We start from the raw sequence: 21,899 nt of genomic DNA on the forward strand, positions 1-21,899 counted from the left end.
GCAAAAGGGAAGGTCCGGCCATGGATGCTGAAACGCGTTCAGCATGACGAACGAATGAGGCCGAGCGCCGAAGCCCGAATCCCAAAGGACGCAGAATCACCATGCGCATGCGGGGCTTTTGTGGCTTTAAGCAATGGCGACGGGATCGAAACTTGCCCCAATGGCCTCAGTCGGGCGGCCCGAAGCGGTCGCACAGCATGTCGATCAGCTTGCGGACGCTGTCATCGGCGAGGCTGTAGTAGATGGTCGTGCCGCCGCGGCGGGTCTTGACCACCCCGCCCTCGCGCAGCCGCCCCAGATGCTGCGACATGCTGGCCTGCGATTGTCCGCACAGCTCGACCAGCTGCCCGACCGCATATTCCCCCTCCATCAGCCGGCACAGGATCAGCAGGCGCTGTTCGTGAGCGAGCAGCTTCAGCACGCTCGCGGCATGCGCAGCGTGCTGGGCGAGTTGGGCCAGGGGCGTGTCGAGCGGCATCATCTGGTCGCGGGCTTCCCGTCGTCTCGAAGAAGGATGTAGATCGCGGGAATAACCAGCACCGTCAGCAACGTCGAGGAGGCAAGGCCGAACAGCAGCGAAATCGCGAGGCCCTGAAAGATCGGGTCGGTCAGGATCACCGCCGCGCCGATCATCGCCGCGAGCGCGGTGAGCAGGATCGGCTTGAACCGGATCGTCCCCGCTTCGAGCAGGACGTCGCGCAAGCCTTTGTCGGGCGTCGCGGCGTGGCGGATGAAATCGACCAGCAGGATCGAATTGCGCACGATGATGCCGGCCAGCGCGATGAAGCCGATCATCGACGTCGCCGTGAACGGCGCGCGGAACAGCATGTGGCCGATGACGATGCCGACCAGCGTCAGCGGCACCGGGGTCAGGATGACGAGCGGCAGGCGGAAGCTGCGGAACTGCGCGACGACGAGGATATAGATGCCCAGCAAGGCCACCATGAACGCCCCGCCCATGTCGCGGAACGTCACCCAGGTGATCTCCCACTCGCCGTCCCACAGCAGCGCCGGGACGCTTTCGTCGGCGGGCTGGCCGTTGAGGCGGACGGCGGGCTTCGTCAGCCCCTTCGCGGCCCAGTCATGGGCCTCCACCGCCCGATCGACCGCCAGCATGCCATAGATCGGCGCTTCATAGGCCCCCGCCAGTTCCGCCATCACCATGTCGGCATAGCGGCCGTCGCGCCGGAAGATGGCGGGGCTTCCCGCCTCGGCCCGCGCTTCGACCACGGCGCCCAGGTCGATGAGCTGGCCGCCCGGGGCCTGCGCGACGGGGGTGCTCGACAGCGCCTGCGTCCAGCTCCGGTCCTTCTGTTCGAGCGCGATAGTGATCGGAAGCGGCGTGCGTCCGTCGCCGCGCGGGGCATAGCCCACCGTCTGGCTGCCCATGAGCATGGCGATACTGTCGGTGACCTGCCGCTGCGAAAGCCCGTAATAATCGACGCGGTCGCGCTGGATGTCGAGGCGGAGCCGGGGCCGCGGCGCGCCGAAGCTGTTGTCGACGTCGACGATGAAGGGGATGGATCGAAAGATCGCCTCCAGTTCGTTCGCCGTCTTTCGGCGCGTGGCGGCGTCCGGGCCGTAAACCTCGGCAAGCAGAGTCGCGAGCACGGGCGGCCCCGGCGGCGTTTCCACCACCTTGATCGAGGCGCTGCCCGGCAGCTTCAGCGCCTTCAACCGCTGACGCAGGTCCAGCGCGATGTCATGGCTCGACCGGCTGCGGTCGCCCTTGGGAAGCAGCGTCACCATCACGTCGCCCTGTTCGGGCTGCGCGCGCAGGAAATAATGGCGGACGAGGCCGTTGAAGTTGAACGGCGCCGATGTGCCCGCGTAAAGCTCCATCGCCATCGCCTCGGGCAGCGTGCGCGCGATCCCCGCGACATCCTCCAGAACCCGGCTGGTGTTTTCCAGCGCCGTCCCCTCGGGCATGTCGACCACCACCTGGACCTCCGACTTGTTGTCGAAGGGGAGCAGTTTCACCGTGACCGCCTTGAAATAGAACATCGAGCAGGCGACGAGCGTCGCGACGCCGACCGCGATCAGAAAATTGCGCGCCGACTGCCGCGTGTCGATCACGCGATGGGCGACGCGGGCGTAAAGCTGCCCCAGCCTGCCGCCGCTTTCGTCATGGCCGTGGGCCAGCGTCTTGCGGGCAAAGCGAATCATGAGCCACGGCGCGATGACGACGGCGACGAAGAAGGAGAAGATCATCGCCGCCGAGGCGTTGACCGGGATCGGCGCCATATAGGGGCCCATCAGGCCGGAAACGAACAGCATGGGAAGCAGCGCCGCAACGACCGTCAGCGTCGCGACCACCGTCGGGTTGCCGACCTCCGCCACCGCCTCGATCGCTGCCTGGGCGCGGCTGCGGCCATCATCCATCGCCCAGTGGCGCGCGATATTCTCGATCATCACGATCGCGTCGTCTACGAGGATGCCGATCGAGAAGATCAGCGCGAACAGGCTGACGCGGTTGATCGTATAGCCCATCAGGTTCGACGCGAACATGGTGAGCAGGATCGTCGTCGGGATGACCACGGCCGTCACCGCCGCCTCGCGCCAGCCGATGGCGAAGCCGATCAGCGCGACGATCGAAACGGTCGCCAGCGCCAGATGGAACAGCAGTTCGTTCGCCTTTTCGTTCGCCGTCTCGCCATAGTTGCGGGTGACGGCGACCTCGACGCCGTCGGGGATCAGCTTGCCCTTCAGGCCTTCGACGCGTTCGAGGATGGCGTCGGAGACGACAACGGCGTTGGCTCCCGCCCGCTTGGCGAAGGCAATGCTGACCGCGGGCGCACTGTCCCACTTGCTGCCCCCGGTTCCATCGTCCGACTTCGCCCAGCGCCACGCCCGCGCCTGATCCTCACGCGGCCCCTGTGTGACGCTCGCGACGTCGCGAAGATAGACAGGAGCGCCGCCGACGGACCGCACCGTGAGCAGCCCCACCTCTTGCGCCGACGCCAGCGTGCGGCCCGCGGTCACGCCGACCGCCTTGCCGTCCTCGCGGACGGTGCCGAGCGGGACGCTGCGGTTGGCCTGCGACGCCGCCTCGACCACGCTACCCAGCGGCACGCCATATTGGCGCAGCTTCGCGGGGTCAGGAGCGATGCGGATTTCCTCCGGGCGACCGCCGACGAGGAAAGTCAGTCCGACGTCGTCGACCTTGGCGACCTCGGTGCGCAGCTTCGCCGCCAGTTCGTAAAGGCTGCCGTCGTTCCATTGCCCCGCGGCGCCCGGCCTCGGCGACAGCGTCAGGACGACCGCGGGCACGTCGTTGATGCCGCGCACCGTCACCTTGGGATCGGGAACGCCGACGGGTTTCCGATCCCAATTGGCGCGCAGCTTCTCCTCGATGCGGATCGCGGCATCTTCGGGGTTCGACCCGACGAGGAAGCGCGCTGTCACCATCACTCCGTCGTCCTGCGCCTGCGTATAGACATGCTCGACACCGTCGACGCTCTTGACGATCGTCTCGAGCGGAATGCCGACCAGTTCAGTCGCATCGGCGGCGGAGAAGCCGGGGGCCATCACCTGAATATCGACCATCGGTACGCTGATCTGCGGCTCCTCCTCGCGCGGGATGGAGAAGAGGGCGAGCAGGCCGACGGCGATCGCCGCGAGCAGGAACAGCGGCGTCAGCGGCGAGGCAATGGTGGCCTTGGTGAGGCGACCGGAGATGCCGAGATTCATGGGCGCACGGCCTTGGCGGGCTTTCCGGGAGCGAACAGCGTGTCGCCCGCCACCACACCGCTCAATATCTCGACCCGATCCGGATCGGTGGTGGGGGCGATCTGGACCGGGACCATGCTCAGCCGCTTGCCGCCGGTAACGAGCTGGACCTGATCCATGCCATAGCGCGTGGTGACGAAAGCACGCGGCACCACCAGCGCCCGACGCGCCCCGACCTCGACCGAGGCGCTCACGCGGCGGCCGATGAACCGGGTGTCGAGGCCGGGCAGCGTCGCATCGACGCGGACCTGCCCGCCGGTGATCGCGGGATAGACCTGCGTCACGCTGCCCTCGCGCGGCCCGGAAGGCGCGCCCGCATCGTTCGGCCCCATATCGCCGACGATCACCCGGGCTCCGGGACGAACCTGCCCGGCGGCCGATTCGGGCAGCATCAGGCGCAGCACCGGGGGGCCCGCGGTGACGGTCGCGATCGACATGCCCGGCGCGACGACCGAGCCCGCCGGAATATCGGCGCGAAGCACGCGGCCGCTCGCGGGTGCGAGCACCGCGCCCTGTCCCGCAACGCTGGCGCTTGCGCCCTGCTGCGCGCGCGCCGCGGCGACCTGCGCATCGGCGGCGCGCGCCGCCGCCACCGCCTGATCGAGCCGTGCCTTCGCATAAACTCCGTGCCCGTAAAGGTCGCGGATGCGGGCAAGATCGGCATTGGCGCGCGCGGCCTCGGCCTGGGCGGCGGCGACCTGCGCGCCATAAGCACTCGTTTCGTAACCGAGCCGCGAATCGACGATCATACCGATGCGCTGGCCCTTTTCGACCGTGTCGCCTTCGCGGACGGATAGGGTGACGAGCGTGCCGGCTATGCGCGCCAACGCCTCGGCCTGATCGCGCGTAGCAATCTCCGCGCCCACCGCCTTCATGTCGGCGATCTGGGCGTCCGCAAGGCGTAGGGTGGTACCGGCGGGAAGCGCCGCGGCCGCCGCGCCGCGCTCCGGTTCGCCGCCGCAGGCCGATAGCGCCAGAACGGCGCCCGCCAACCAATAGCCCTTGCCCATCCCGCTATATCCCTTCTCGCGGCGACATTCAGCCGCCGACCACCGGAAACCCGGCATTCCTCCACGCGGCGATGCCGCCTGCGAGATGCGTATCGATCGCGCTGCGCGCCCGCGCGCATTGATCGAGCGCCTGCCCGGAGCGCCGCCCGCCCGCGCATTGCAGCACGACCGTCCGCCCTTCGGGATCAGGGATATTACGAGGTGAAAAGCTCGACAGCGGCATGTTTACTGCGCCCGCGATATGGCCGGTCGCGAACTCGCCCGCCTCGCGCACGTCGATCAGGAGCGCCCGGCCGGCCTCCAGCATCGCGCGCAGCTCGGCGGGTCCGACCTCGCGGTGAGCGTCGCGCTTTCGCAACCCGAACATGGATTTTCCCCCTTTTGACTTGATAGTTGCATATAATATGTAAATCTTATATAGTCAACATATGGGACGGAGGGATTGCAGATGGACAAGCCGCTGATCGTGATATTGGGCGCCGGACTTGGCGGCACGCTCGCCGCATACGAGATCAGGGCGGCAGTCGGAAATCGCGCCGACGTGATGACGGTGTCCGACACGGATACATATAGTTTCGTGCCTTCCAACCCCTGGGTCGCGGTGCGCTGGCGCGAACCGGAGGCAATCCAGATCCATCTCCCGCCCGTGTTCGAAAGGAAGAAGATCGGCTTTTCCGCGGTGGGTGCCCGGCGGCTTCATGCCGAAGAGAAGCGACTCGAACTCAAGGACGGAACATCGGTCAATTACGACTATCTTGTAATCGCAACGGGTCCCGATCTCGCCTTCGACGAAATCGAGGGGCTGGGGCCGCAGGGCCATACCGTCTCGATCTGCCAGACCGCCCATGCCGCCGACGCGGCCGATGCGTTCGACGCCTTTGTCGCAAACCCCGGGCCGATCGTCGTCGGCGCGGTCCAGGGGGCTTCCTGCTACGGCCCGGCCTACGAATTCGCGCTGATCCTCGATACCGAACTCCGCCGCCGCAAGATTCGCGACAAGGTGCCGATGACCTTCGTCACCGCCGAACCCTATATCGGGCACCTCGGCCTCGACGGCGTGGGCGACACCAAGTCGCTGCTCGAAAGCGAACTGCGCGAGCGCCACATCAAATGGATCACCAATGCGCGCGTGACCGGGGTCGAGCCCGATGTCATGCATGTCGAAGAAGTGGGTGAGGACGGCGCGGTCAGGAAAACGCACGACCTGCCCTTTGGCTATTCGATGCTGCTCCCTGCCTTCCGTGGCGTCCCCGCCATCCGCGACATCGCGGGGCTGACCAATCCGCGCGGCTTCGTCATCGTCGACAGTTGCCAGCGCAACCCCGCCTTTCCCGAAATCTTCGCGCTCGGCGTCTGCGTCGCCATTCCGCCGACGGGTCCGACCCCGGTGCCGGTCGGCGTTCCCAAGACCGGCTTCATGATCGAATCGATGGTGACGGCGATCGCCGCCAACATCGCGGCAATCCTCGACGGCAAGGAACCGGCGGCCGAGGCGACGTGGAACGCCGTGTGCCTCGCCGACTTCGGCGACGGCGGCGTCGCCTTCGTCGCCCAGCCGCAGATTCCGCCGCGCAACGTCAACTGGTCGGCAAGCGGCAAATGGGTCCATCTCGCCAAGATCGGCTTCGAAAAATATTTCCTGCGCAAGATCCGCCGGGGCGAGAGCGAACCCTTCTACGAGAAGCTGGCGCTTCACGTCATGGGTATCCGCAAGTTGCGTTTCTGACTGTCCGCAAAAGAAGGAGTGCAAAGATGACCCTCGACCGTGCCGTGATGGCGTTCGCCGGATGCGTCGTGCTGATCGGCGTCGCCCTGTCGCTCACCGTGCATCCGTGGTGGATCGCGCTGACGGCCTTCGCCGGCCTCAACATGCTCCAGGCGAGCCTTACCGGCTTCTGCCCTGCCGCCCGGCTGTTCAAGGCGTTCGGCGTGCGTCCGGGGGCCGCCTTCCGGTGATGTCCGTGCGGTCGATCGCCCTCCCCACGCTGGCCGGCCTGCTCGCGAGCGTCGCCATGCCTGCGCAGGCGACGACGCTGCAAGAAGCGATCGCGGCCGCCATGACCCACGCGCCCGAGATCGAGGCTGCGCGCGCCGATGCCGACGCCGCCGACGCGCGCATTGCCGAGGCCAAGGGTCACGGCCTGCCCAGCGCGGTGCTGAGCGGGACGATCGGCCAGGGGCGGCTCGACCCACAGGGCTATTTCGGCCTTCCGGCGGCGACCGTCACTCCGCGCGCCGCGCAGCTCGTCATCGAGCAGCCGCTGTTCACGGGCGGCCGGGTCGGCGCGGGGATCGCGCAGGCGAAGGCGGGCAGCGAGGCCGCGCGCGCCGGCGAGGCGATGACCCGCAGCCGGATCGTCGTCGATACGGTCCGCGCCTATGGCGACGTACTGACGGCGCGGCACATGATCGCGCTCTACGAACAGATGGTCGGGCAGATGGAGGAAATCCAGCGTCACGCCCGGCTTCGTTTCGCTGCCGGCGAAAGCCCCAACACCGACGTCGCCCAGGCCGCCGCGCGCCTCGCCGAGGCGCAGGCGGCGCTCGAACGCGCGCGCGGCCTTGCCGTCTCGGCGGACGCGCGCTTCGCCAACCTGACCGGTCTTGCGCCGCAGAACCTGCGGCCGCTTCCGGCGAATCCGGCGATGCCCGCGTCGCTCGACGAGACCCTCGACAGTGCGCGCGCGAACAACCCCGCCCTTATTCAGGCCGAGGCGGCGCTGGAGGCCGCGCGCGCGGCGGCGCGGGGTGCACGCGCCGAACGCTTGCCCACGGTCGGAGCCTTCGCCGAAGGATCGACGCTGCGCGACCAGTTCTTCCCCGACTACCGCGCCGACGGCGCCACGGTCGGCGTGCGCGCGCGCTGGCAATTGTTCGCCGGCGGGCGCGTCGCGGCGAAGATCGCCGAATCGGACGGCGCCGTCCGGGCGGCCGACGCCCGGGTCCGCGCGGCGCGGTCCGCCGTCGACGAACAGACGATCGGCGCGTTTCAGGATGTTCGGACCGCCGAACTGGTCGAAGCCGCCGCCGCCCGGCAGCGGCTCGCCGCCGACCAGGCGCGCGAAAGCGTCCGCCACGAGGTTCGGGTGGGCATGAAACCCCAGCTCGACTGGCTCGACGCCGAGCGCGAGGCAACCGCGGCGGCGGTTGGCGAGGCCGTGGCACAGGCCGACCGTATCGTCGCCGCCTACCGCCTCCTCGCGCTGATCGGACGCTGAGACGGGTCCGGGTCGATATTCCCGACCGCAATTGACGGATATCAATTCCTAAAGCGCGCGAAGGTGCAAGAGCGCCGCCATGATACAGAACCGATCCGCATCCTCATCCCTGATCTGGCGCCATGGACTGGCGATGGTCCTGATCGGATCGGTCACGCCATGGTCGAGCGCCGCGGCACAGGGCACGTCCGCGCCATCGGCGCCCGCGGTATCGCCCGCCTCGCCCGACCCGATCACCCCCTATCTGCACGCCCGCTATCGCCTCGAAACGGTCGATCAGGCGGACATCGCCCAGTCGGCCACAGCATCCACGCTGCGGCTGCGCGCCGGGCTGCGCACCGCGGTCTGGAACGGGCTGAGCGCGTTGGTCGAGGGCGAGGCGGTCGTGCGACTCGGCCCCAGGGATTATAACGACACGGTCAACGGCCGCACCGCCTATCCGGCCGTGCCCGACCCGACCGACGTCCTGCTCAACCAGGCCTATGTGCGCTGGCAGCCGGCGCGGGAACTCGACGTCGTCGCCGGACGGCAGACCGTCAATCTCGACAACCAGCGCTGGGTCGGCAGCGTCGACTGGCGCCAGAACGACCAGACGCTCGACGCGGTGCGGGTCGGGATCGCACCCGCGGCGGGCGCGCGGATCGACTATGTGCACAGCTGGCGGGTCAACCGCGTGTTCGGGCCCGATTCGCCGCAGGGAATCTGGCGCGATTCGAACATCCACCTGTTGCGCGGCTCGGCGACGGTGCCGACCGCCGGCACGTTGACCGCCTATGGCTATTGGCTCGACCTGCCCGCCGCGCCCGCCCTGTCGTCACGCACGCTGGGCGTCCGCTTCGCGGGCGATCATGCCATGGACGGCGGCGTCAAGCTGTATATGGCCGGCGAATATGCGCATCAGCGAAGCCATGGCGCCAATCCGCGCCGCTTCGGCCACGACTATTGGCTGATCGAGCCGGGCCTCGGGGTCGGGCCGGTCGTCGCGCGCGTCGGCTATGAACGGCTGGAGGGCGACGGCACGACGGCGCTTCAGACCCCGCTCGCCACGCTGCATGCGTTCAACGGCTGGACCGACCGCTTCCTGACGACGCCCGCCGACGGTCTGCGCGACCTGTATGGCGATCTGCAATGGCGTCTGGGTCCGGTGTTCACCGATGCGCCGGCGACGCTGCGTTTGCAGTGGCACGATTTCAACGCGACGCACGGCGGCCGAAACTACGGTCGCGAAGCCGGGGCGTGGCTGACCGTGCCGGTGACGCGGCGGATCACGACCTCTTTCAAGCTGTCGCATTACGATGCGCAGCGATTCGCCAGCGACACCACCAAGGCGTGGCTGTCGATCGAGGCGCGTTATTAGAGACAGGCCCAGCCGGCACGATATTCCCCTTCCCCTTCAGGGGAGCGGGCGGGGTGGGGTCCTTCGGCCTATTGCGATCCCACCCCAATTCCTTCGCACCTTGCGCGACCTGATAGTCACTGGTCGTCGATGACCATGTCGGGCCGCGCAAGGGCGGTGAGCTTCGCGCGATCGACGATCCGCACCGTCGGTCCGTTGATCAGCGCCCCATGATCGGCCAGCGCGCCGCAGGCGCGCGACAGATTTTCCGGCGCCATGCCGAGCAGCGAGGCGATCACGCGCTTTTCGGCCGGCAGGGTGAATTGGGCCGCACCGCCCTGCGCCTTGCTTTCCAGCAACAGGAAATTGGCGAGGCGTTCGAGCGTCTGCCGGACCTTCATGTCGGTCAGCGCGCGGATCACGGTGCGATAGCGCAATGCGATTTCGGTCAGCGCGCTCTGCGCGAACGCGCTATCGCGGACGATGGCGTCGCGCAGCAGCGAGGACGGGATCATCAATATGCGCGACGCCGACAACGTCCGCGCGGACATCAGATAGCGCTGATCGGTATAGGCCGCGGCCAGGATGAAGCTCGAAACCGGCCGCACCAGCTGAACCGTGACCTCGCGTCCCGCGCTCGCGGTATAGAGTTCCACCAGCCCGTCGACGAGGATATGCAGGAAATCGGCACGCGCACCGACCTCGAACAGGCGGAGGGCGGGTGGAAACACCTGAAGGAAGGCGGCGGCAAAGACCGAATCGCGCAGTTCGGGCTGCATCGCCGCAAACATCGGCAGGGTCGCGATTTCAGGAATTTCTTCGCTGCGCATCACTCTCGGCTACGTAGATGATTGCGCAATGTCAATCATTCGATTGACTATTATCACCCTATTTTCAGCTTTCGACGAAGTCTGGATTGCGCCGCATCAGGCGGGGGCGATTTTACTGCTGATGCCGACGAAGTTTGACGCAGGTCAACGGCGCTTTTCGGCCCCGTCGGCATGGGTACGGCCACCATATGCCCGAAGGGGAAAATAAAGTGGCATCGACAGCACAGGTGCAACCGACCCGAAGCCAGCAGAACGGCGCGCTGACGCTCAGCACCGTCGCCTTCACTGTGTGTTTCGCGGTGTGGACGATCTTTGCGATTGTCGGCATCGAAATCAAAAGGGAACTCGGCCTTAGCGAGACCCAGTTCGGCCTGCTCATCGGCACGCCGATCCTGACCGGGTCGCTGGTGCGCGTCTTTCTGGGCGTGTGGACCGACCAGTTCGGCGGCCGGATCGTCTTTCCGCTGACCATGCTGGCATCGGCGGGGGCGACCTTCCTGTTGTCGCACGCCGCAACCTATCCGCTGATGCTGCTCGCCGCGCTGGGGATGGGTGTCGCGGGCGGCGGCTTCTCGGTCGGCGTCGCCTATGTGTCCAAATGGTATCCGCCCGAAAAACAGGGGTCGGCGCTCGGCGTCTTCGGAATGGGGAACGTCGGGGCGGCGGTCACCAAATTCTTCGCGCCCTGGGTGATGGTCGCGCTCGGCTGGCAGGCTGTGGCGCAGTTCTGGGCGGCGGGGCTCACCGCGGTCGCGGTGCTGTTCTTCCTGTTCGCGAAGGACGACCCGGCGCTCGCGGCCCGGCGACGCAGCGGCACTCCGCCGCGTTCGTTCCGGGAACAGCTCGCCCCGCTCAAGAATGAGCAGATCTGGCGCTTCTCGCTCTATTACTTCTTCGTCTTCGGCGCGTTCGTCGCGCTGGCGCTGTGGCTGCCCGAATATCTGATGGGAGTCTACGGCGTCGACGTGAAGGTCGCCGGCATGCTGGCGGCCGCCTTCTCGCTGTCCGCTTCGGTCTTCCGGGCCTATGGCGGCATGCTGTCCGATCGCTTCGGCGCCCGGCGCGTCATGTACATGACCTTCGGCATGTCGCTGGTGCTGCTGTTCATGCTCTCCTATCCGGCGACCGACTATACGGTTCACGGCATCCACGGCGACATCCGCTTCTCGACTTCGATGGGGCTCGTCCCCTTCGTGGTCGTGATCTTCATCCTCGGCTTCTTCATGTCGCTCGGCAAGGCGGCGGTCTACAAGCATATCCCCGTCTATTATCCCGACCATGTCGGCTCGGTCGGCGGTCTCGTCGGCATGATCGGCGGGCTGGGCGGGTTCGTGCTGCCGATCGTCTTCGGCGCCGTCAGCGACCTGACCGGCATCTGGACGAGCTGCTTCGTCGTGCTGTTCCTGCTGGTGGCGGTCGCCTTCATCTGGATGCACACGGCGGTCCGCCAGATGGAGCGCGAAGCCGCCGAAGCGACCACCCTGCCGCCTTTCCCCGAACTGGCGAAGGTCCATGCCGAGCGCGTCAAGGCGCAGCAGGCCGTTCACGCCGCGACCGGCTCGCCGCGTGTGCTCAAGGAGTGGCAGCCGGAAGACCCCGGCTTCTGGAAGGAGGTCGGCCAGAAAGTGGCGCACCGCAACCTGTGGCTTTCCGTGCCCGCGTTGCTGCTGGCGTTCGCGGTGTGGATGGTCTGGTCGGTGGTCGTGGCAAAGCTGCCGCTGATCGGTTTCAACTACACCACCGACCAGCTCTTCTGGCTCGCGGCGCTTCCCGGCCTGTCGGGCGCGACCTTCCGCATCTTCTACAGTTTCATGGTGCCGATCTTCGGCGGCCGGCTGTGGACGACGCTGAGCACGGCATCGCTGCTGATCCCCGCTTTCGGAATCGGCTATGCGGTGCAGAATCCCGCGACGCCCTATTTCATCTTCCTGGTGCTGGCGCTGCTGTGCGGCTTCGGCGGGGGCAATTTCGCTTCTTCGATGGCGAATATCGGTTTCTTCTTTCCCAAGGCGCAGAAGGGCAGCGCGCTGGCCGTCAACGCGGGCCTCGGCAATCTGGGCGTGTCGGTGATGCAGTTCGGCGTCCCGCTCGTCATTACCGCGGGGGTGTTCGGCGCGCTCGGCGGCACGCCGCAGATCGCCACCGACGGCAGCCAGCTCTGGCTCCAGAACGCGGGCTTCATCTGGGTGCCTTTCATCATCGCCTCGACGATCCTCGCCTGGCTGGGGATGAACGACATCGCCGATGCGAAGGCGAGCTTCGCCGAGCAGGCGGTGATCTTCCAGCGCAAGCACAACTGGCTGATGAGCTGGCTCTATACCGGCACGTTCGGGTCGTTCATCGGCTTTTCCGCAGGCCTTCCCCTGCTCGCCAAGCATCAGTTCCCCGATGTCGACGTGCTGAAGTTCGTCTTCCTCGGCCCGCTCGTCGGCGCGATCAGCCGCGCGGCGACCGGCTGGATTTCCGACCGCTGGGGCGGCGCACGGGTCACCTTGTGGGTGTTCCTGCTGATGATGGCCGGCGTCGTCGGCGTGATCTATGCGCTCGAAGCCGAAAGCTGGTGGGGTTTCCTCGGCATGTTCGTGTTCATGTTCGCTGTCACCGGGGTGGGCAACGCCTCCACCTTCCAGATGATCCCCAACATCATGCGGCTGGAGGTACCGCGCCTGATGCCGCATCTGTCCGCAGCCGACCAGCTGCGGCAGGCGGAGAAGGAATCGGCGGCGATCGTCGGCTTCACCTCCGCCATCGCGGCCTATGGCGCCTTCTTCATCCCCAAGAGCTTCGGCTCCTCCATTTCGGCGACGGGGTCGCCGCTGGCGGCGCTGATCGGCTTCCTCCTCTTCTATGCGAGCTGCGCCACGCTGACCTGGTTCGTCTACACGCGGCGCGGCGGACTGCTGTATGATATCGAGCGGGGACGCGTTCCCGCCCCTGCCGCCCCATCCACCCTCACCCAGGGAGTTTCCGCATGAGCCAGCTGCTCGACCGCCTGACCTTCTTCCGCAAGACGAAGCAAAGCTTTGCCGACGGGCACGGCGTCACCACCAACCAGAGCCGCGACTGGGAGGACGGCTATCGCAAGCGCTGGCAGCACGACAAGATCGTGCGCTCGACGCACGGCGTGAACTGCACCGGCTCCTGTTCGTGGAAGATCTACGTCAAGGGCGGGATCATCACCTGGGAAACGCAGCAGACCGACTATCCGCGCACGCGGCCCGACCTGCCCAACCACGAACCGCGCGGCTGCCCGCGCGGCGCGAGTTATAGCTGGTACATCTATTCGGCGCAGCGCCTGAAATATCCGATGGTGCGCTCACGCCTGCTCAAACTGTGGCGCGCGGCGCGGGCGATCCGCACGCCGGTCGCCGCCTGGGCGTCGATCGTCGAGGATCCGGCGAAGCGCAAGAGCTACACCGCGATCCGCGGCCATGGCGGCTTCGTCCGGTCGACCTGGGACGAGGTGAACGAGATCATCGCCGCCGCCAACGCCTATACGGTCAAGACCCACGGCCCCGACCGGGTGGTCGGCTTTTCACCGATCCCGGCGATGTCGATGGTCTCCTATGCCGCGGGCGCGCGCTATCTATCGCTGCTCGGCGGCACCTGCCTCAGCTTCTACGACTGGTACTGCGACCTGCCGCCGTCCAGCCCGCAGACCTGGGGCGAGCAGACTGACGTCCCCGAAAGCGCCGACTGGTACAACGCCGGCTTTCTGATGATGTGGGGCTCCAACGTGCCGCAGACACGCACGCCCGACGCCCATTTCATGACCGAGGCGCGCTACCGCGGCACCAAGGTCGCCGTCGTCTCCCCCGACTATGCCGAGGCGACCAAGTTCGCCGACCTCTGGCTCAATCCCAAGCAGGGCACCGACGCCGCGCTGGCGATGGCAATGGGCCATGTCATCCTGCGCGAATTCCACCTCGACCGGCAGGCCGAATATTTCGAGGATTATTGTCGCAAATATTCGGACATGCCGATGCTGGTCCGGCTGGTGCCCGGCAAGGGCGGGCTGGTCCCCGAACGGCTGGTGCGCGCGTCCGATTTCGCCGATGCGCTCGGCGAGGCCAACAACCCCGAATGGAAGACGGTGGCGATCGACGCCAACACCGGCCGGCCGGTGGCGCCGCTCGGCTCGGCGGGCTTCCGCTGGGGCGAGCAGGGCAAGTGGAACCTCGAGGAAAAGGACGGACGGGGCGCGGACACGAACCTGCGCATGACCGCGATCCTCGATAGCGATCACGACGATGTCGTCGATGTCGCCTTCCCCTATTTCGGCAACCGCGAGCACGACCATTTCAAGGGCACCGAGCATTCAGACGTGCTGCCCCGCCGCGTGCCGGTGCGCGAAATGGCGCTGAAGGACGGCAAGGCCTATGTCGCCACGGTGTTCGACCTGTTTTGCGCGAATTATGGCCTCGACCGGGGGCTGGGCGGCGGGAATGTCGCGCGCGATTATGCGGAAAACATGCCCTACACGCCCGCGTGGGCGGAGCGGATCACCGGCGTGCCCGCCGACCAGATCATCACCATCGCGCGCGAATTCGCGCACAATGCGGAGATCACCAGGGGCAAGTCGATGGTGATCCTGGGGGCCGGCCTGAACCACTGGTACCACATGGACATGAACTATCGCGGCATCATCAACATGCTGGTGATGTGCGGGTGCGTCGGCCAGTCCGGCGGCGGCTGGTCGCACTATGTCGGGCAGGAGAAGCTGCGGCCGCAGACGGGCTGGACCGCGCTCGCCTTCGCGCTCGACTGGAACCGGCCGCCGCGCCACATGAACGGCACCAGCTTCTTCTATGCCCACACCGACCAGTGGCGCTACGAGACGCTGGACGTCGGGGAGATATTGTCCCCCACCGCGCCCGAGGGCGACTGGGACGCGAGCCTGATCGACTACAACGTCCGCGCCGAGCGCATGGGCTGGCTCCCGTCCGCGCCGCAGCTCAAGACCAATTCGCTGGACGTGGGCAAGGCGGTCAGGGCGTCGGGCAAGGAGGCGAAGGATTATGTCGCCGCGGCGCTGAAATCGGGCGAGCTGGAACTGTCCTGCCTCGACCCCGACAATCCGGCCAACTGGCCGCGCAACATGTTCGTCTGGCGCTCGAACCTGCTCGGCTCGTCGGGCAAGGGGCACGAATATTTCCTGAAGCATCTGCTTGGCACCGCGCACGGCGTCCAGGGCAAGGACCTGGGCGAGGCCGGCCGGCAGAAGCCCAAGGAAGTCGTGTGGCGCGACGAGGCGCCGCAGGGCAAGCTGGACCTGCTCGTCACGCTGGATTTCCGCATGTCGACGACCTGCGTCTATTCGGACATCGTGCTGCCGACCGCGAGCTGGTATGAAAAGGACGACCTCAACACGTCCGACATGCACCCGTTCATCCACCCGCTGTCCGCCGCGGTCGACCCGGTGTGGGAATCGCGCAGCGACTGGGAAATCTACAAGGGCATCGCCAAGCGATTCTCCGAGGTCGCGCCGGAGGTGCTGGGGGTCGAGCACGACGTGGTGCTGACCCCCATCCAGCACGACAGCCCCAACGAGATCGCGCAGCCCTTCGACGTCGCCGACTGGGGCAAGGGCGAAATCGAGCCCATCCCCGGCAAGACGATGGCGACCGTCGCGCTGGTCGAGCGCGACTATCCCAATCTCCACAAGCGCTTCACGTCGCTCGGCCCGCTGATGGAGAAGCTGGGCAACGGCGGCAAGGGCATCGGCTGGAACACCGACCACGAGGTCGAGAATCTGCGGGCGCTGAACGGCGCGGTGCTCGACGAAGGCGTGTCGAAGGGCCTGCCGCGGATCGACACCGCGATCGACGCGGCCGAGGTGATCCTGATGCTCGCGCCCGAAACCAACGGCGAGGTCGCGGTGAAGGCCTGGGGCGCGCTGTCGCAGAACACCGGGCGCGACCACACCCATCTGGCGCTGCCCAAGGAAGAGGAGAAGATCCGGTTCCGCGACATCCAGGCGCAACCGCGCAAGATCATCTCCTCCCCCACATGGTCGGGGCTGGAGAGCGAGCATGTCTGCTACAACGCCGGCTATACCAACGTCCACGAACTGATCCCGTGGCGGACGCTGACCGGGCGGCAGCAGCTGTATCAGGATCACAAGTGGATGCGCGCCTTCGGCGAAGGCTTCTGCGTCTATCGCCCGCCCATCGACACCAAGGCGGTGAAGCCGATGATCGACGAGGCGAAGGATGCGCCGCACGTCATCCTCAACTTCATCACCCCGCACCAGAAATGGGGCATCCATTCGACCTACACCGACAATCTGCTGATGCTGACGCTGTCGCGCGGCGGGCCGATCGTGTGGATGAGCGAGGTCGACGCCGCCAAGGCGGGGCTGGTCGACAACGACTGGGTGGAGGTTTTCAACAGCAACGGGGCGCTCGTCGCGCGCGTCGTCGTCTCGCAGCGCATGAAGGAGGGCACGCTGTTCATGTATCACGCGCAGGAGAAGATCGTGAACGTCCCCGGATCGCCGCTGACCGGACAGCGCGGCGGCATCCATAATTCGGTGACGCGCGCGGTCCTGAAGCCCACGCACATGATCGGCGGCTATGCCCATCTGGCCTATGGCTTCAACTATTATGGAACGGTCGGGTCCAACCGCGACGAATATGTGATCGTCCGCAAATTGCAGAAGGTCGACTGGCTCGAAGGGGCCCTCGCCGAAGGGGAGACGGTAGCATGAAGATTCGCGCCCAGATCGGCAAGGTGCTCAACCTCGACAAGTGCATCGGCTGCCACACCTGTTCGGTGACGTGCAAGAATGTGTGGACCAGCCGCGAAGGCATGGAATATGCCTGGTTCAACAACGTCGAGACCAAGCCCGGCATCGGCTATCCCAAGGACTGGGAGAATCAGAAGCGCTGGAACGGCGGCTGGGTCCGCACCGCGGGCGGTTCGATCCGCCCGCGCATGGGCGGCAAGTGGCGGTTGCTGGCCAAGATTTTCGCCAACCCGGACCTGCCCGAGATCGACGATTATTACGAGCCCTTCACCTTCGACTATGCCCACCTCCAGCAGGCGGGCGAAAGCAAGGCCTTCCCCACCGCGCGGCCGCGCAGCCTGATTTCGGGCGAGCGGATGGAAAAGGTGAAATGGGGCCCGAACTGGGAAGAGATACTGGGCGGCGAATTCGCGAAGCGGTCGGAGGATTACAACTTCGAGGGCGTCCAGAAGGAAATCTACGGCCAGTTCGAGAACACCTTCATGATGTATCTGCCGCGATTGTGCGAGCACTGCCTCAACCCGACGTGCGTCGCGGCCTGCCCGTCGGGCGCGATCTACAAGCGCGAGGAGGACGGTATCGTCCTGATCGACCAGGAGGCATGCCGCGGCTGGCGCATGTGCGTGTCGGGCTGTCCCTACAAGAAGATCTATTACAACTGGAAAACCGGCAAGTCGGAGAAGTGCATCTTCTGCTATCCGCGCATCGAGGCGGGACAGCCGACGGTCTGTTCCGAAACCTGCGTCGGGCGCATCCGCTATCTGGGCGTGATGCTCTATGACGCCGACCGCATCGAAGAAGCGGCGAGCGTCGAGGACGTCGAGGACCTCTATCAGGCGCAACTCGACATCTTCCTCGATCCCCACGATCCGGCGGTGATCGAACAGGCGCGCAAGGACGGCGTCCCCGAAGCGTGGCTGGAGGCGGCGCGCCATTCGCCCGTCTACAAGATGGCGATGGAATGGAAGGTCGCCTTTCCGCTCCATCCCGAATATCGCACGCTGCCGATGGTCTGGTACGTGCCGCCGCTGTCGCCGATCAACTCGGCGGCGACCGCGGGGCAGATTTCGGTCAACAACGGCATGCCCGACGTCCGGTCGCTGCGCATCCCGCTCAAATATCTCGCCAACCTGCTGACCGCGGGCGACGAGGAGCCGATCGCGCGCTGCCTCGAACGGATGCTCGCCATGCGCGGCTACATGCGCGCGAAGACCGTCGAGGGCGTGCGGAACGAGGGCATTGCCTCGGCCGTCGGCCTGACCGGCGCGCAGATCGAGGAGATGTACAAGGTGATGGCGCTGGCGGACTATGAGGACCGTTTCGTCATCCCGACGGGCCACCGCGAGGATGCCGAGGACATGTTCGACGAGCGCGGATCGTGCGGCTTTTCGTTCGGCAACGGCTGTTCGAGCGGGACCAGCGAGACGAACCTGTTCGGCGCCCCGGCGCGCAAGAAGCTGCAAACGCCGACGGAGGTGTTCTGATGCGCGCGCTGCACCTCTTGTCGCTGCTGCTGCAATATCCGACACCCGAACTGCAGGCCGTCTGCGGCGAGATCCGCGAGCGGCTGGCGGCCGACGCGGACCTGCCGCCGGACACCGTCCGCCGGCTCCATCCGCTGCTGACCCGGCTGGCCGCGAGCGACATCTATGCCGCGCAGGAAGCCTATGTCGAGCTGTTCGACCGCGGCCGGGCGCACAGCCTGCACCTGTTCGAGCATGTCCACGGCGAAAGCCGCGACCGCGGCCAGGCGATGGTCGACCTGCGCGAACGCTATCTGGGCGCGGGGCTGGAGCCGACGGGGAACGAGCTGCCCGACTATCTGCCGCTCTTCCTCGATTATTGCTCGACGCTGCCGCCCGAGGCGGCGCGCGAGGCGCTGGCCGAACCGGGGGTTGTCCTGGTCGCGCTGGCGGCGCGGCTGGCCGAGCGCGAGTCGGACTATGCGCCGCTGCTCGCGCTGCTCTGCGACATCGCCGGCGTCGAACAGGACGAGGACGCGCAGAAGGCGCTGTCGCCCGTCGACGACCCCGCCGACCTGGAGGCGCTCGACCGGCAATGGGCCGAGGAGGAAATCCGCTTCACCGCCGACGCCGCACCCGACCCCAATGCCCCCTGCCCGCAGGTGAGCGGCATGCTGGACCGCATGCGCGATCCCGCGCCGGCCACGACAAGCCCAAGGAACTGAGTCATGGACACATATCTCAATCACCTGCTGTTCGGGATCTATCCCTATATCGCGCTGGCGACGCTGGTCGTGGGTTCAATCATCCGCTTCGACCGGGAACCCTACAGCTGGCGCTCGGGTTCCAGCCAGCTGTTGCGGCGCAGGCAATTGATGTGGGGCTCCGTGCTGTTCCATATCGGGGTGCTGATCGTGCTGTTCGGCCATATCTTCGGCCTGTTGGTGCCGATCTGGATTTACGAGAGCTTTCACATCCAGCACGCCTGGAAGCAAGGGCTGGCGGTATTTGGCGGCGGCATCGCGGGCGCCTTCGCCTTCGCCGGCGCCTCCATGCTGCTGCATCGCCGCCTGTTCGACCCGCGCATCCGGGCCAACTCGGCCTTCGCGGACACCGGAATCCTCGTCCTGCTGTGGTTGCAGCTGGCGCTCGGTCTCGCCACGGTGCCGATCTCTCTCAGCCATATGGACGGCGAGCAGATGGTGCGCTTCATGGCGTGGGCGAACGGCATCTTCACGTTCAATCCCACGGCGTCGCTGTTCCTCGACGGATCGCACTGGATATTCCGCCTCCATATCTTTCTTGGCCTGACGATTTTCCTGCTGTTCCCCTTCACGCGCCTCGTCCACATGCTCTCGGCCCCCGTGCGCTATCTGTGGCGCGGCGGCTATCAGATCGTCCGGTCGCGGCGGAGCATGAGCCATGGCTGACACAATGGAACGCGCCGCGGTGCGGGTCGGCGGGGTGGAAATCCCGGCCGCCGCGATCGCCGCCGAAGCGCAGAACCACCCGGCGCAGGACGCCGACAGCGCGTGGACGGCGGCCGCCGAAGCGCTCGTCATCCGCCAGCTGCTGCTCGACGAGGCCGACCGCCAGGGCATCGTGGCCGACGAGCGCACCGACGCCGACGGCCGCACGCTGGCCGAGGAGGACGCCCGCATCGACGCGCTGCTGGCCGGCGCGGTGCGCGTCCCCCAGGCGACCAGCGTGGAGGCGCGCCGCTATTACGACCGCCACCGCGACCGCTTCGCCAGCGAGACGCTGATCGAGGCGGAGCATATCCTGCTGTCGGCCGACCCCGCCGATTCCTTCGCCTATGGGCTGGCGGTCGGCGACGCCCGGATGCTGATCCGCAAGATCGAGGCCGATCCCGCCTGCTTCGCCGCGCTGGCGCGCGAGCATTCCGCCTGCCCGTCGAAGGCGCAGGGCGGCAACCTCGGCCAGATCGGGCGCGGCCAGACGGTGCCCGCGTTCGAGCAGGCATTGTTCGGCCTTGGCGAAGGCGAGTTGTGCCGCGAACCCGTGCGCTCCCCCTATGGCGTGCATGTGGTGCGGGCCGGGCGGCGGATCGACGGGCAGCAGCTTCCCTTCGATGCGGTCGAGGCGACGATCCGCGACTATCTGGAGGAAGCGAGCACGCGCCGCGCCATGGCGCAATATCTGTCCATCATCGCCAGCGAAACGACGGTCGAGGGCGTCGCGCTGCCGATGGCCGACGGGCCGCTGGTGCAGTGACGATCGAGCGCATCCGCGACCGGCTGACCACGGCGCCGGACGGCGACCGCGGCCTGACCGACGCCATCGGGCGACGGTTCGAATATCTGCGCCTGTCGCTGACCGACGTCTGCAACTTTCGCTGCACCTATTGCCTGCCCGACGGCTATCGCAAGCGGCACGGGCGCCCGGCCGACCTGTCGGTGGCGGAGATGCGGCGCGCGGTCGGCGCCTTCGCCCGGCTCGGGCTGTGGAAGGTGCGGCTGACCGGCGGCGAGCCGACGCTGCGCCCCGATTTCGAGGATGCGGCGCGCGCGATCGCGGCGGTGCCCGGCATCCGCCGGATCGCGATGACCACCAACGGCTATCGGCTCGCGGACCGCGCCGCCGCGTGGCGCGACGCGGGGGTGAGCGCGATCAACATCAGCGTCGACTCGCTCGATCCGGCCCGCTTCGCCGCGATCACCGGGCACGACCGGCTGGCCGAGGTGCTGCGCGGCATCGAGGCCGCGCGCGCGGCGGGGTTCGACAGCATCAAGATCAACGCGGTGCTGATGCGCGGGGTCAACGACGACGAACTGGCGGCGATGACCGACTTCATCGCCGAGCGCGACCTGTCGCTGCGCTTCATCGAGGTGATGCGCACCAACGACAACACCGCCTTTTTCAAGACGCGCCACCTCGCCGGCCAGACGGTGATCGACCGGCTGGAGCAGGCCGGCTGGCGGCGGCTGCCGCGCGCGGCGGGCGCCGGGCCGGCGGTCGAATATGCGCACCCCGCCTCGCGCGGCCGGATCGGCATCATCGCGCCCTATGCCAAGGACTTCTGCGCCAGCTGCAACCGCCTGCGCATCTCGTCCGACGGCAAGCTGCATCTGTGCCTGTTCGGCGACGGGGGGCTCGACCTGCGGCCGCTTTTGCAGCAGGATGCCGACGCGGAGGCGCTGATCGCACGCATCCGCGCGCTCACCGCCACCAAGGCGCCGGCGCACCGGCTGCACCAGAACAACAGCGGCGCGACGCCGCACCTCGCATCCATCGGGGGCTGACATGACGGACGGAAAGGAAGCCCGGTTGCAGATCGAACTGTGCGGACGGCTGGCCGACCCCTGCGGACGGGTCGTCGAGATCGCGGTTCCCGACGCGGGCCTGTCGGTGACGGCGATGCTCGCCGCGCTTGAGCAAACACATCCCGCGCTGCGGCAGCCGCTGGCGCGCGGCCGCATCCGCGCCTGCATCAACGAGGTCGTGGCGCCGCGCGACGCATGGGTCGCGCCCGGCGACCTCGTGGCGCTTTTCCCGCCGGTGTCGGGCGGATGACCGGCGAGGTCGAACTGACGCCGGACGCGAA

At 67.1% G+C, this 21,899-nt stretch carries 17 protein-coding genes; 12 read left to right on the plus strand and 5 right to left on the minus strand.

From position 1 onward, the window contains the following. Positions 1-166: 166 nt before the first annotated feature. From SGR02S_RS14585 to SGR02S_RS14600, 4 genes are read right to left on the minus strand one after another with little or no spacing between them, the layout of a single operon-like run. Positions 167-481, minus strand: coding sequence for an ArsR/SmtB family transcription factor (locus tag SGR02S_RS14585; RefSeq protein ID WP_067111330.1), 315 nt, complete (start codon positions 479-481; stop codon positions 167-169). After that, entirely contained in the window at positions 478-3,690 is a 3,213-nt protein-coding gene (locus SGR02S_RS14590) for an efflux RND transporter permease subunit (RefSeq protein WP_067111333.1), read from the minus strand. Before SGR02S_RS14590 ends, SGR02S_RS14585 begins: the two co-directional genes overlap by 4 nt. Continuing rightward, entirely contained in the window at positions 3,687-4,739 is a 1,053-nt protein-coding gene (locus tag SGR02S_RS14595) for an efflux RND transporter periplasmic adaptor subunit (RefSeq protein WP_067111335.1), read from the minus strand. Before SGR02S_RS14595 ends, SGR02S_RS14590 begins: the two co-directional genes overlap by 4 nt. A gap of 28 nt (positions 4,740-4,767) precedes the next feature. After that, entirely contained in the window at positions 4,768-5,106 is a 339-nt protein-coding gene (locus SGR02S_RS14600) for a rhodanese-like domain-containing protein (RefSeq protein ID WP_067111338.1), read from the minus strand. Positions 5,107-5,187: 81 nt separating this feature from the next. On the opposite strand from SGR02S_RS14600, the gene SGR02S_RS14605 reads away from it, so the two are divergent. From SGR02S_RS14605 to SGR02S_RS14620, 4 genes are all read left to right on the plus strand, one after another. Further along, positions 5,188-6,465, plus strand: a complete 1,278-nt coding sequence (locus SGR02S_RS14605) for an NAD(P)/FAD-dependent oxidoreductase (protein ID WP_067111341.1) — start codon at positions 5,188-5,190, stop codon at positions 6,463-6,465. Between the two features lie 26 nt (positions 6,466-6,491). Beyond that, positions 6,492-6,695 carry a YgaP family membrane protein gene (locus tag SGR02S_RS14610; RefSeq protein WP_067111344.1) on the plus strand — a complete coding sequence of 68 codons (204 nt, stop codon included), beginning with the start codon at positions 6,492-6,494 and terminating at the stop codon, positions 6,693-6,695. Then, on the plus strand, positions 6,695-7,957 hold the full coding sequence (locus SGR02S_RS14615) for a TolC family protein (RefSeq protein ID WP_234002682.1): 1,263 nt from the start codon (positions 6,695-6,697) through the stop codon (positions 7,955-7,957). Before SGR02S_RS14610 ends, SGR02S_RS14615 begins: the two co-directional genes overlap by 1 nt. A 79-nt stretch (positions 7,958-8,036) precedes the next feature. Beyond that, a complete protein-coding gene (locus SGR02S_RS14620; protein WP_156483094.1) occupies positions 8,037-9,314 on the plus strand; it encodes an alginate export family protein in 1,278 nt (425 codons plus the stop codon). 116 nt (positions 9,315-9,430) lie between these two features. On the opposite strand, the gene SGR02S_RS14625 is transcribed toward SGR02S_RS14620, so the two are convergent. Continuing rightward, a complete protein-coding gene (locus tag SGR02S_RS14625) occupies positions 9,431-10,123 on the minus strand; it encodes a helix-turn-helix domain-containing protein (RefSeq protein WP_067111353.1) in 693 nt (230 codons plus the stop codon). Positions 10,124-10,332: 209 nt separating this feature from the next. On the opposite strand from SGR02S_RS14625, the gene SGR02S_RS14630 reads away from it, so the two are divergent. The 8 genes from SGR02S_RS14630 to SGR02S_RS14665 are packed head-to-tail and all read left to right on the plus strand — an operon-like array spanning position 10,333 to position 21,868. Further along, positions 10,333-13,098 carry a nitrate/nitrite transporter gene (locus tag SGR02S_RS14630; RefSeq protein WP_218000139.1) on the plus strand — a complete coding sequence of 922 codons (2,766 nt, stop codon included), beginning with the start codon at positions 10,333-10,335 and terminating at the stop codon, positions 13,096-13,098. Beyond that, complete coding sequence (locus tag SGR02S_RS14635) at positions 13,095-16,832, plus strand: nitrate reductase subunit alpha (protein ID WP_067111358.1); 3,738 nt, start codon at positions 13,095-13,097, stop codon at positions 16,830-16,832. The genes SGR02S_RS14630 and SGR02S_RS14635 overlap by 4 nt, the downstream gene beginning before the upstream one ends. After that, positions 16,829-18,355 carry a nitrate reductase subunit beta gene (gene narH / locus SGR02S_RS14640; protein WP_067111361.1) on the plus strand — a complete coding sequence of 509 codons (1,527 nt, stop codon included), beginning with the start codon at positions 16,829-16,831 and terminating at the stop codon, positions 18,353-18,355. The genes SGR02S_RS14635 and narH overlap by 4 nt, the downstream gene beginning before the upstream one ends. Then, a complete protein-coding gene (gene narJ / locus SGR02S_RS14645; protein ID WP_067111364.1) occupies positions 18,355-19,059 on the plus strand; it encodes a nitrate reductase molybdenum cofactor assembly chaperone in 705 nt (234 codons plus the stop codon). The genes narH and narJ overlap by 1 nt, the downstream gene beginning before the upstream one ends. 3 nt (positions 19,060-19,062) lie before the next feature. Then, complete coding sequence (gene narI / locus SGR02S_RS14650; protein WP_067111369.1) at positions 19,063-19,764, plus strand: respiratory nitrate reductase subunit gamma; 702 nt, start codon at positions 19,063-19,065, stop codon at positions 19,762-19,764. Beyond that, positions 19,757-20,569: a peptidylprolyl isomerase gene (locus SGR02S_RS14655; RefSeq protein WP_067111373.1), complete on the plus strand. Its 813-nt coding sequence runs from the start codon at positions 19,757-19,759 to the stop codon at positions 20,567-20,569. Before narI ends, SGR02S_RS14655 begins: the two co-directional genes overlap by 8 nt. After that, positions 20,566-21,597 (plus strand): GTP 3',8-cyclase MoaA, encoded by a 1,032-nt coding sequence (moaA, locus tag SGR02S_RS14660; RefSeq protein ID WP_255211490.1) that lies wholly within the window; start codon positions 20,566-20,568, stop codon positions 21,595-21,597. The genes SGR02S_RS14655 and moaA overlap by 4 nt, the downstream gene beginning before the upstream one ends. A 1-nt stretch (position 21,598) precedes the next feature. Then, the gene (locus SGR02S_RS14665; RefSeq protein ID WP_076077125.1) at positions 21,599-21,868 is read left to right on the plus strand and encodes a MoaD/ThiS family protein; all 270 of its coding nucleotides are present in this window, start codon (positions 21,599-21,601) and stop codon (positions 21,866-21,868) included. The last annotated feature ends 31 nt before the right edge of the window (positions 21,869-21,899 follow it).

Source organism: Sphingopyxis granuli NBRC 100800 (assembly GCF_001591045.1).
Taxonomy (GTDB): Bacteria; Pseudomonadota; Alphaproteobacteria; order Sphingomonadales; family Sphingomonadaceae; genus Sphingopyxis; species Sphingopyxis granuli.

Excerpts from the sequence above, each read along its gene's own strand:
- SGR02S_RS14655 (WP_067111373.1), top strand. The coding sequence starts at position 19,757 with ATGGCTGACACAATGGAACGCGCCGCGGTGCGGGTCGGCGGGGTGGAA.
- SGR02S_RS14635 (WP_067111358.1), top strand. The coding sequence starts at position 13,095 with ATGAGCCAGCTGCTCGACCGCCTGACCTTCTTCCGCAAGACGAAGCAA.
- SGR02S_RS14620 (WP_156483094.1), top strand. The coding sequence starts at position 8,037 with ATGATACAGAACCGATCCGCATCCTCATCCCTGATCTGGCGCCATGGA.
- narI (WP_067111369.1), top strand. The coding sequence starts at position 19,063 with ATGGACACATATCTCAATCACCTGCTGTTCGGGATCTATCCCTATATC.
- SGR02S_RS14585 (WP_067111330.1), bottom strand. The coding sequence starts at position 481 with ATGATGCCGCTCGACACGCCCCTGGCCCAACTCGCCCAGCACGCTGCG.
- SGR02S_RS14665 (WP_076077125.1), top strand. The coding sequence starts at position 21,599 with ATGACGGACGGAAAGGAAGCCCGGTTGCAGATCGAACTGTGCGGACGG.
- SGR02S_RS14595 (WP_067111335.1), bottom strand. The coding sequence starts at position 4,739 with ATGGGCAAGGGCTATTGGTTGGCGGGCGCCGTTCTGGCGCTATCGGCC.
- narJ (WP_067111364.1), top strand. The coding sequence starts at position 18,355 with ATGCGCGCGCTGCACCTCTTGTCGCTGCTGCTGCAATATCCGACACCC.
- SGR02S_RS14615 (WP_234002682.1), top strand. The coding sequence starts at position 6,695 with ATGTCCGTGCGGTCGATCGCCCTCCCCACGCTGGCCGGCCTGCTCGCG.
- SGR02S_RS14590 (WP_067111333.1), bottom strand. The coding sequence starts at position 3,690 with ATGAATCTCGGCATCTCCGGTCGCCTCACCAAGGCCACCATTGCCTCG.
- SGR02S_RS14600 (WP_067111338.1), bottom strand. The coding sequence starts at position 5,106 with ATGTTCGGGTTGCGAAAGCGCGACGCTCACCGCGAGGTCGGACCCGCC.
- SGR02S_RS14605 (WP_067111341.1), top strand. The coding sequence starts at position 5,188 with ATGGACAAGCCGCTGATCGTGATATTGGGCGCCGGACTTGGCGGCACG.
- SGR02S_RS14610 (WP_067111344.1), top strand. The coding sequence starts at position 6,492 with ATGACCCTCGACCGTGCCGTGATGGCGTTCGCCGGATGCGTCGTGCTG.
- SGR02S_RS14625 (WP_067111353.1), bottom strand. The coding sequence starts at position 10,123 with ATGCGCAGCGAAGAAATTCCTGAAATCGCGACCCTGCCGATGTTTGCG.
- narH (WP_067111361.1), top strand. The coding sequence starts at position 16,829 with ATGAAGATTCGCGCCCAGATCGGCAAGGTGCTCAACCTCGACAAGTGC.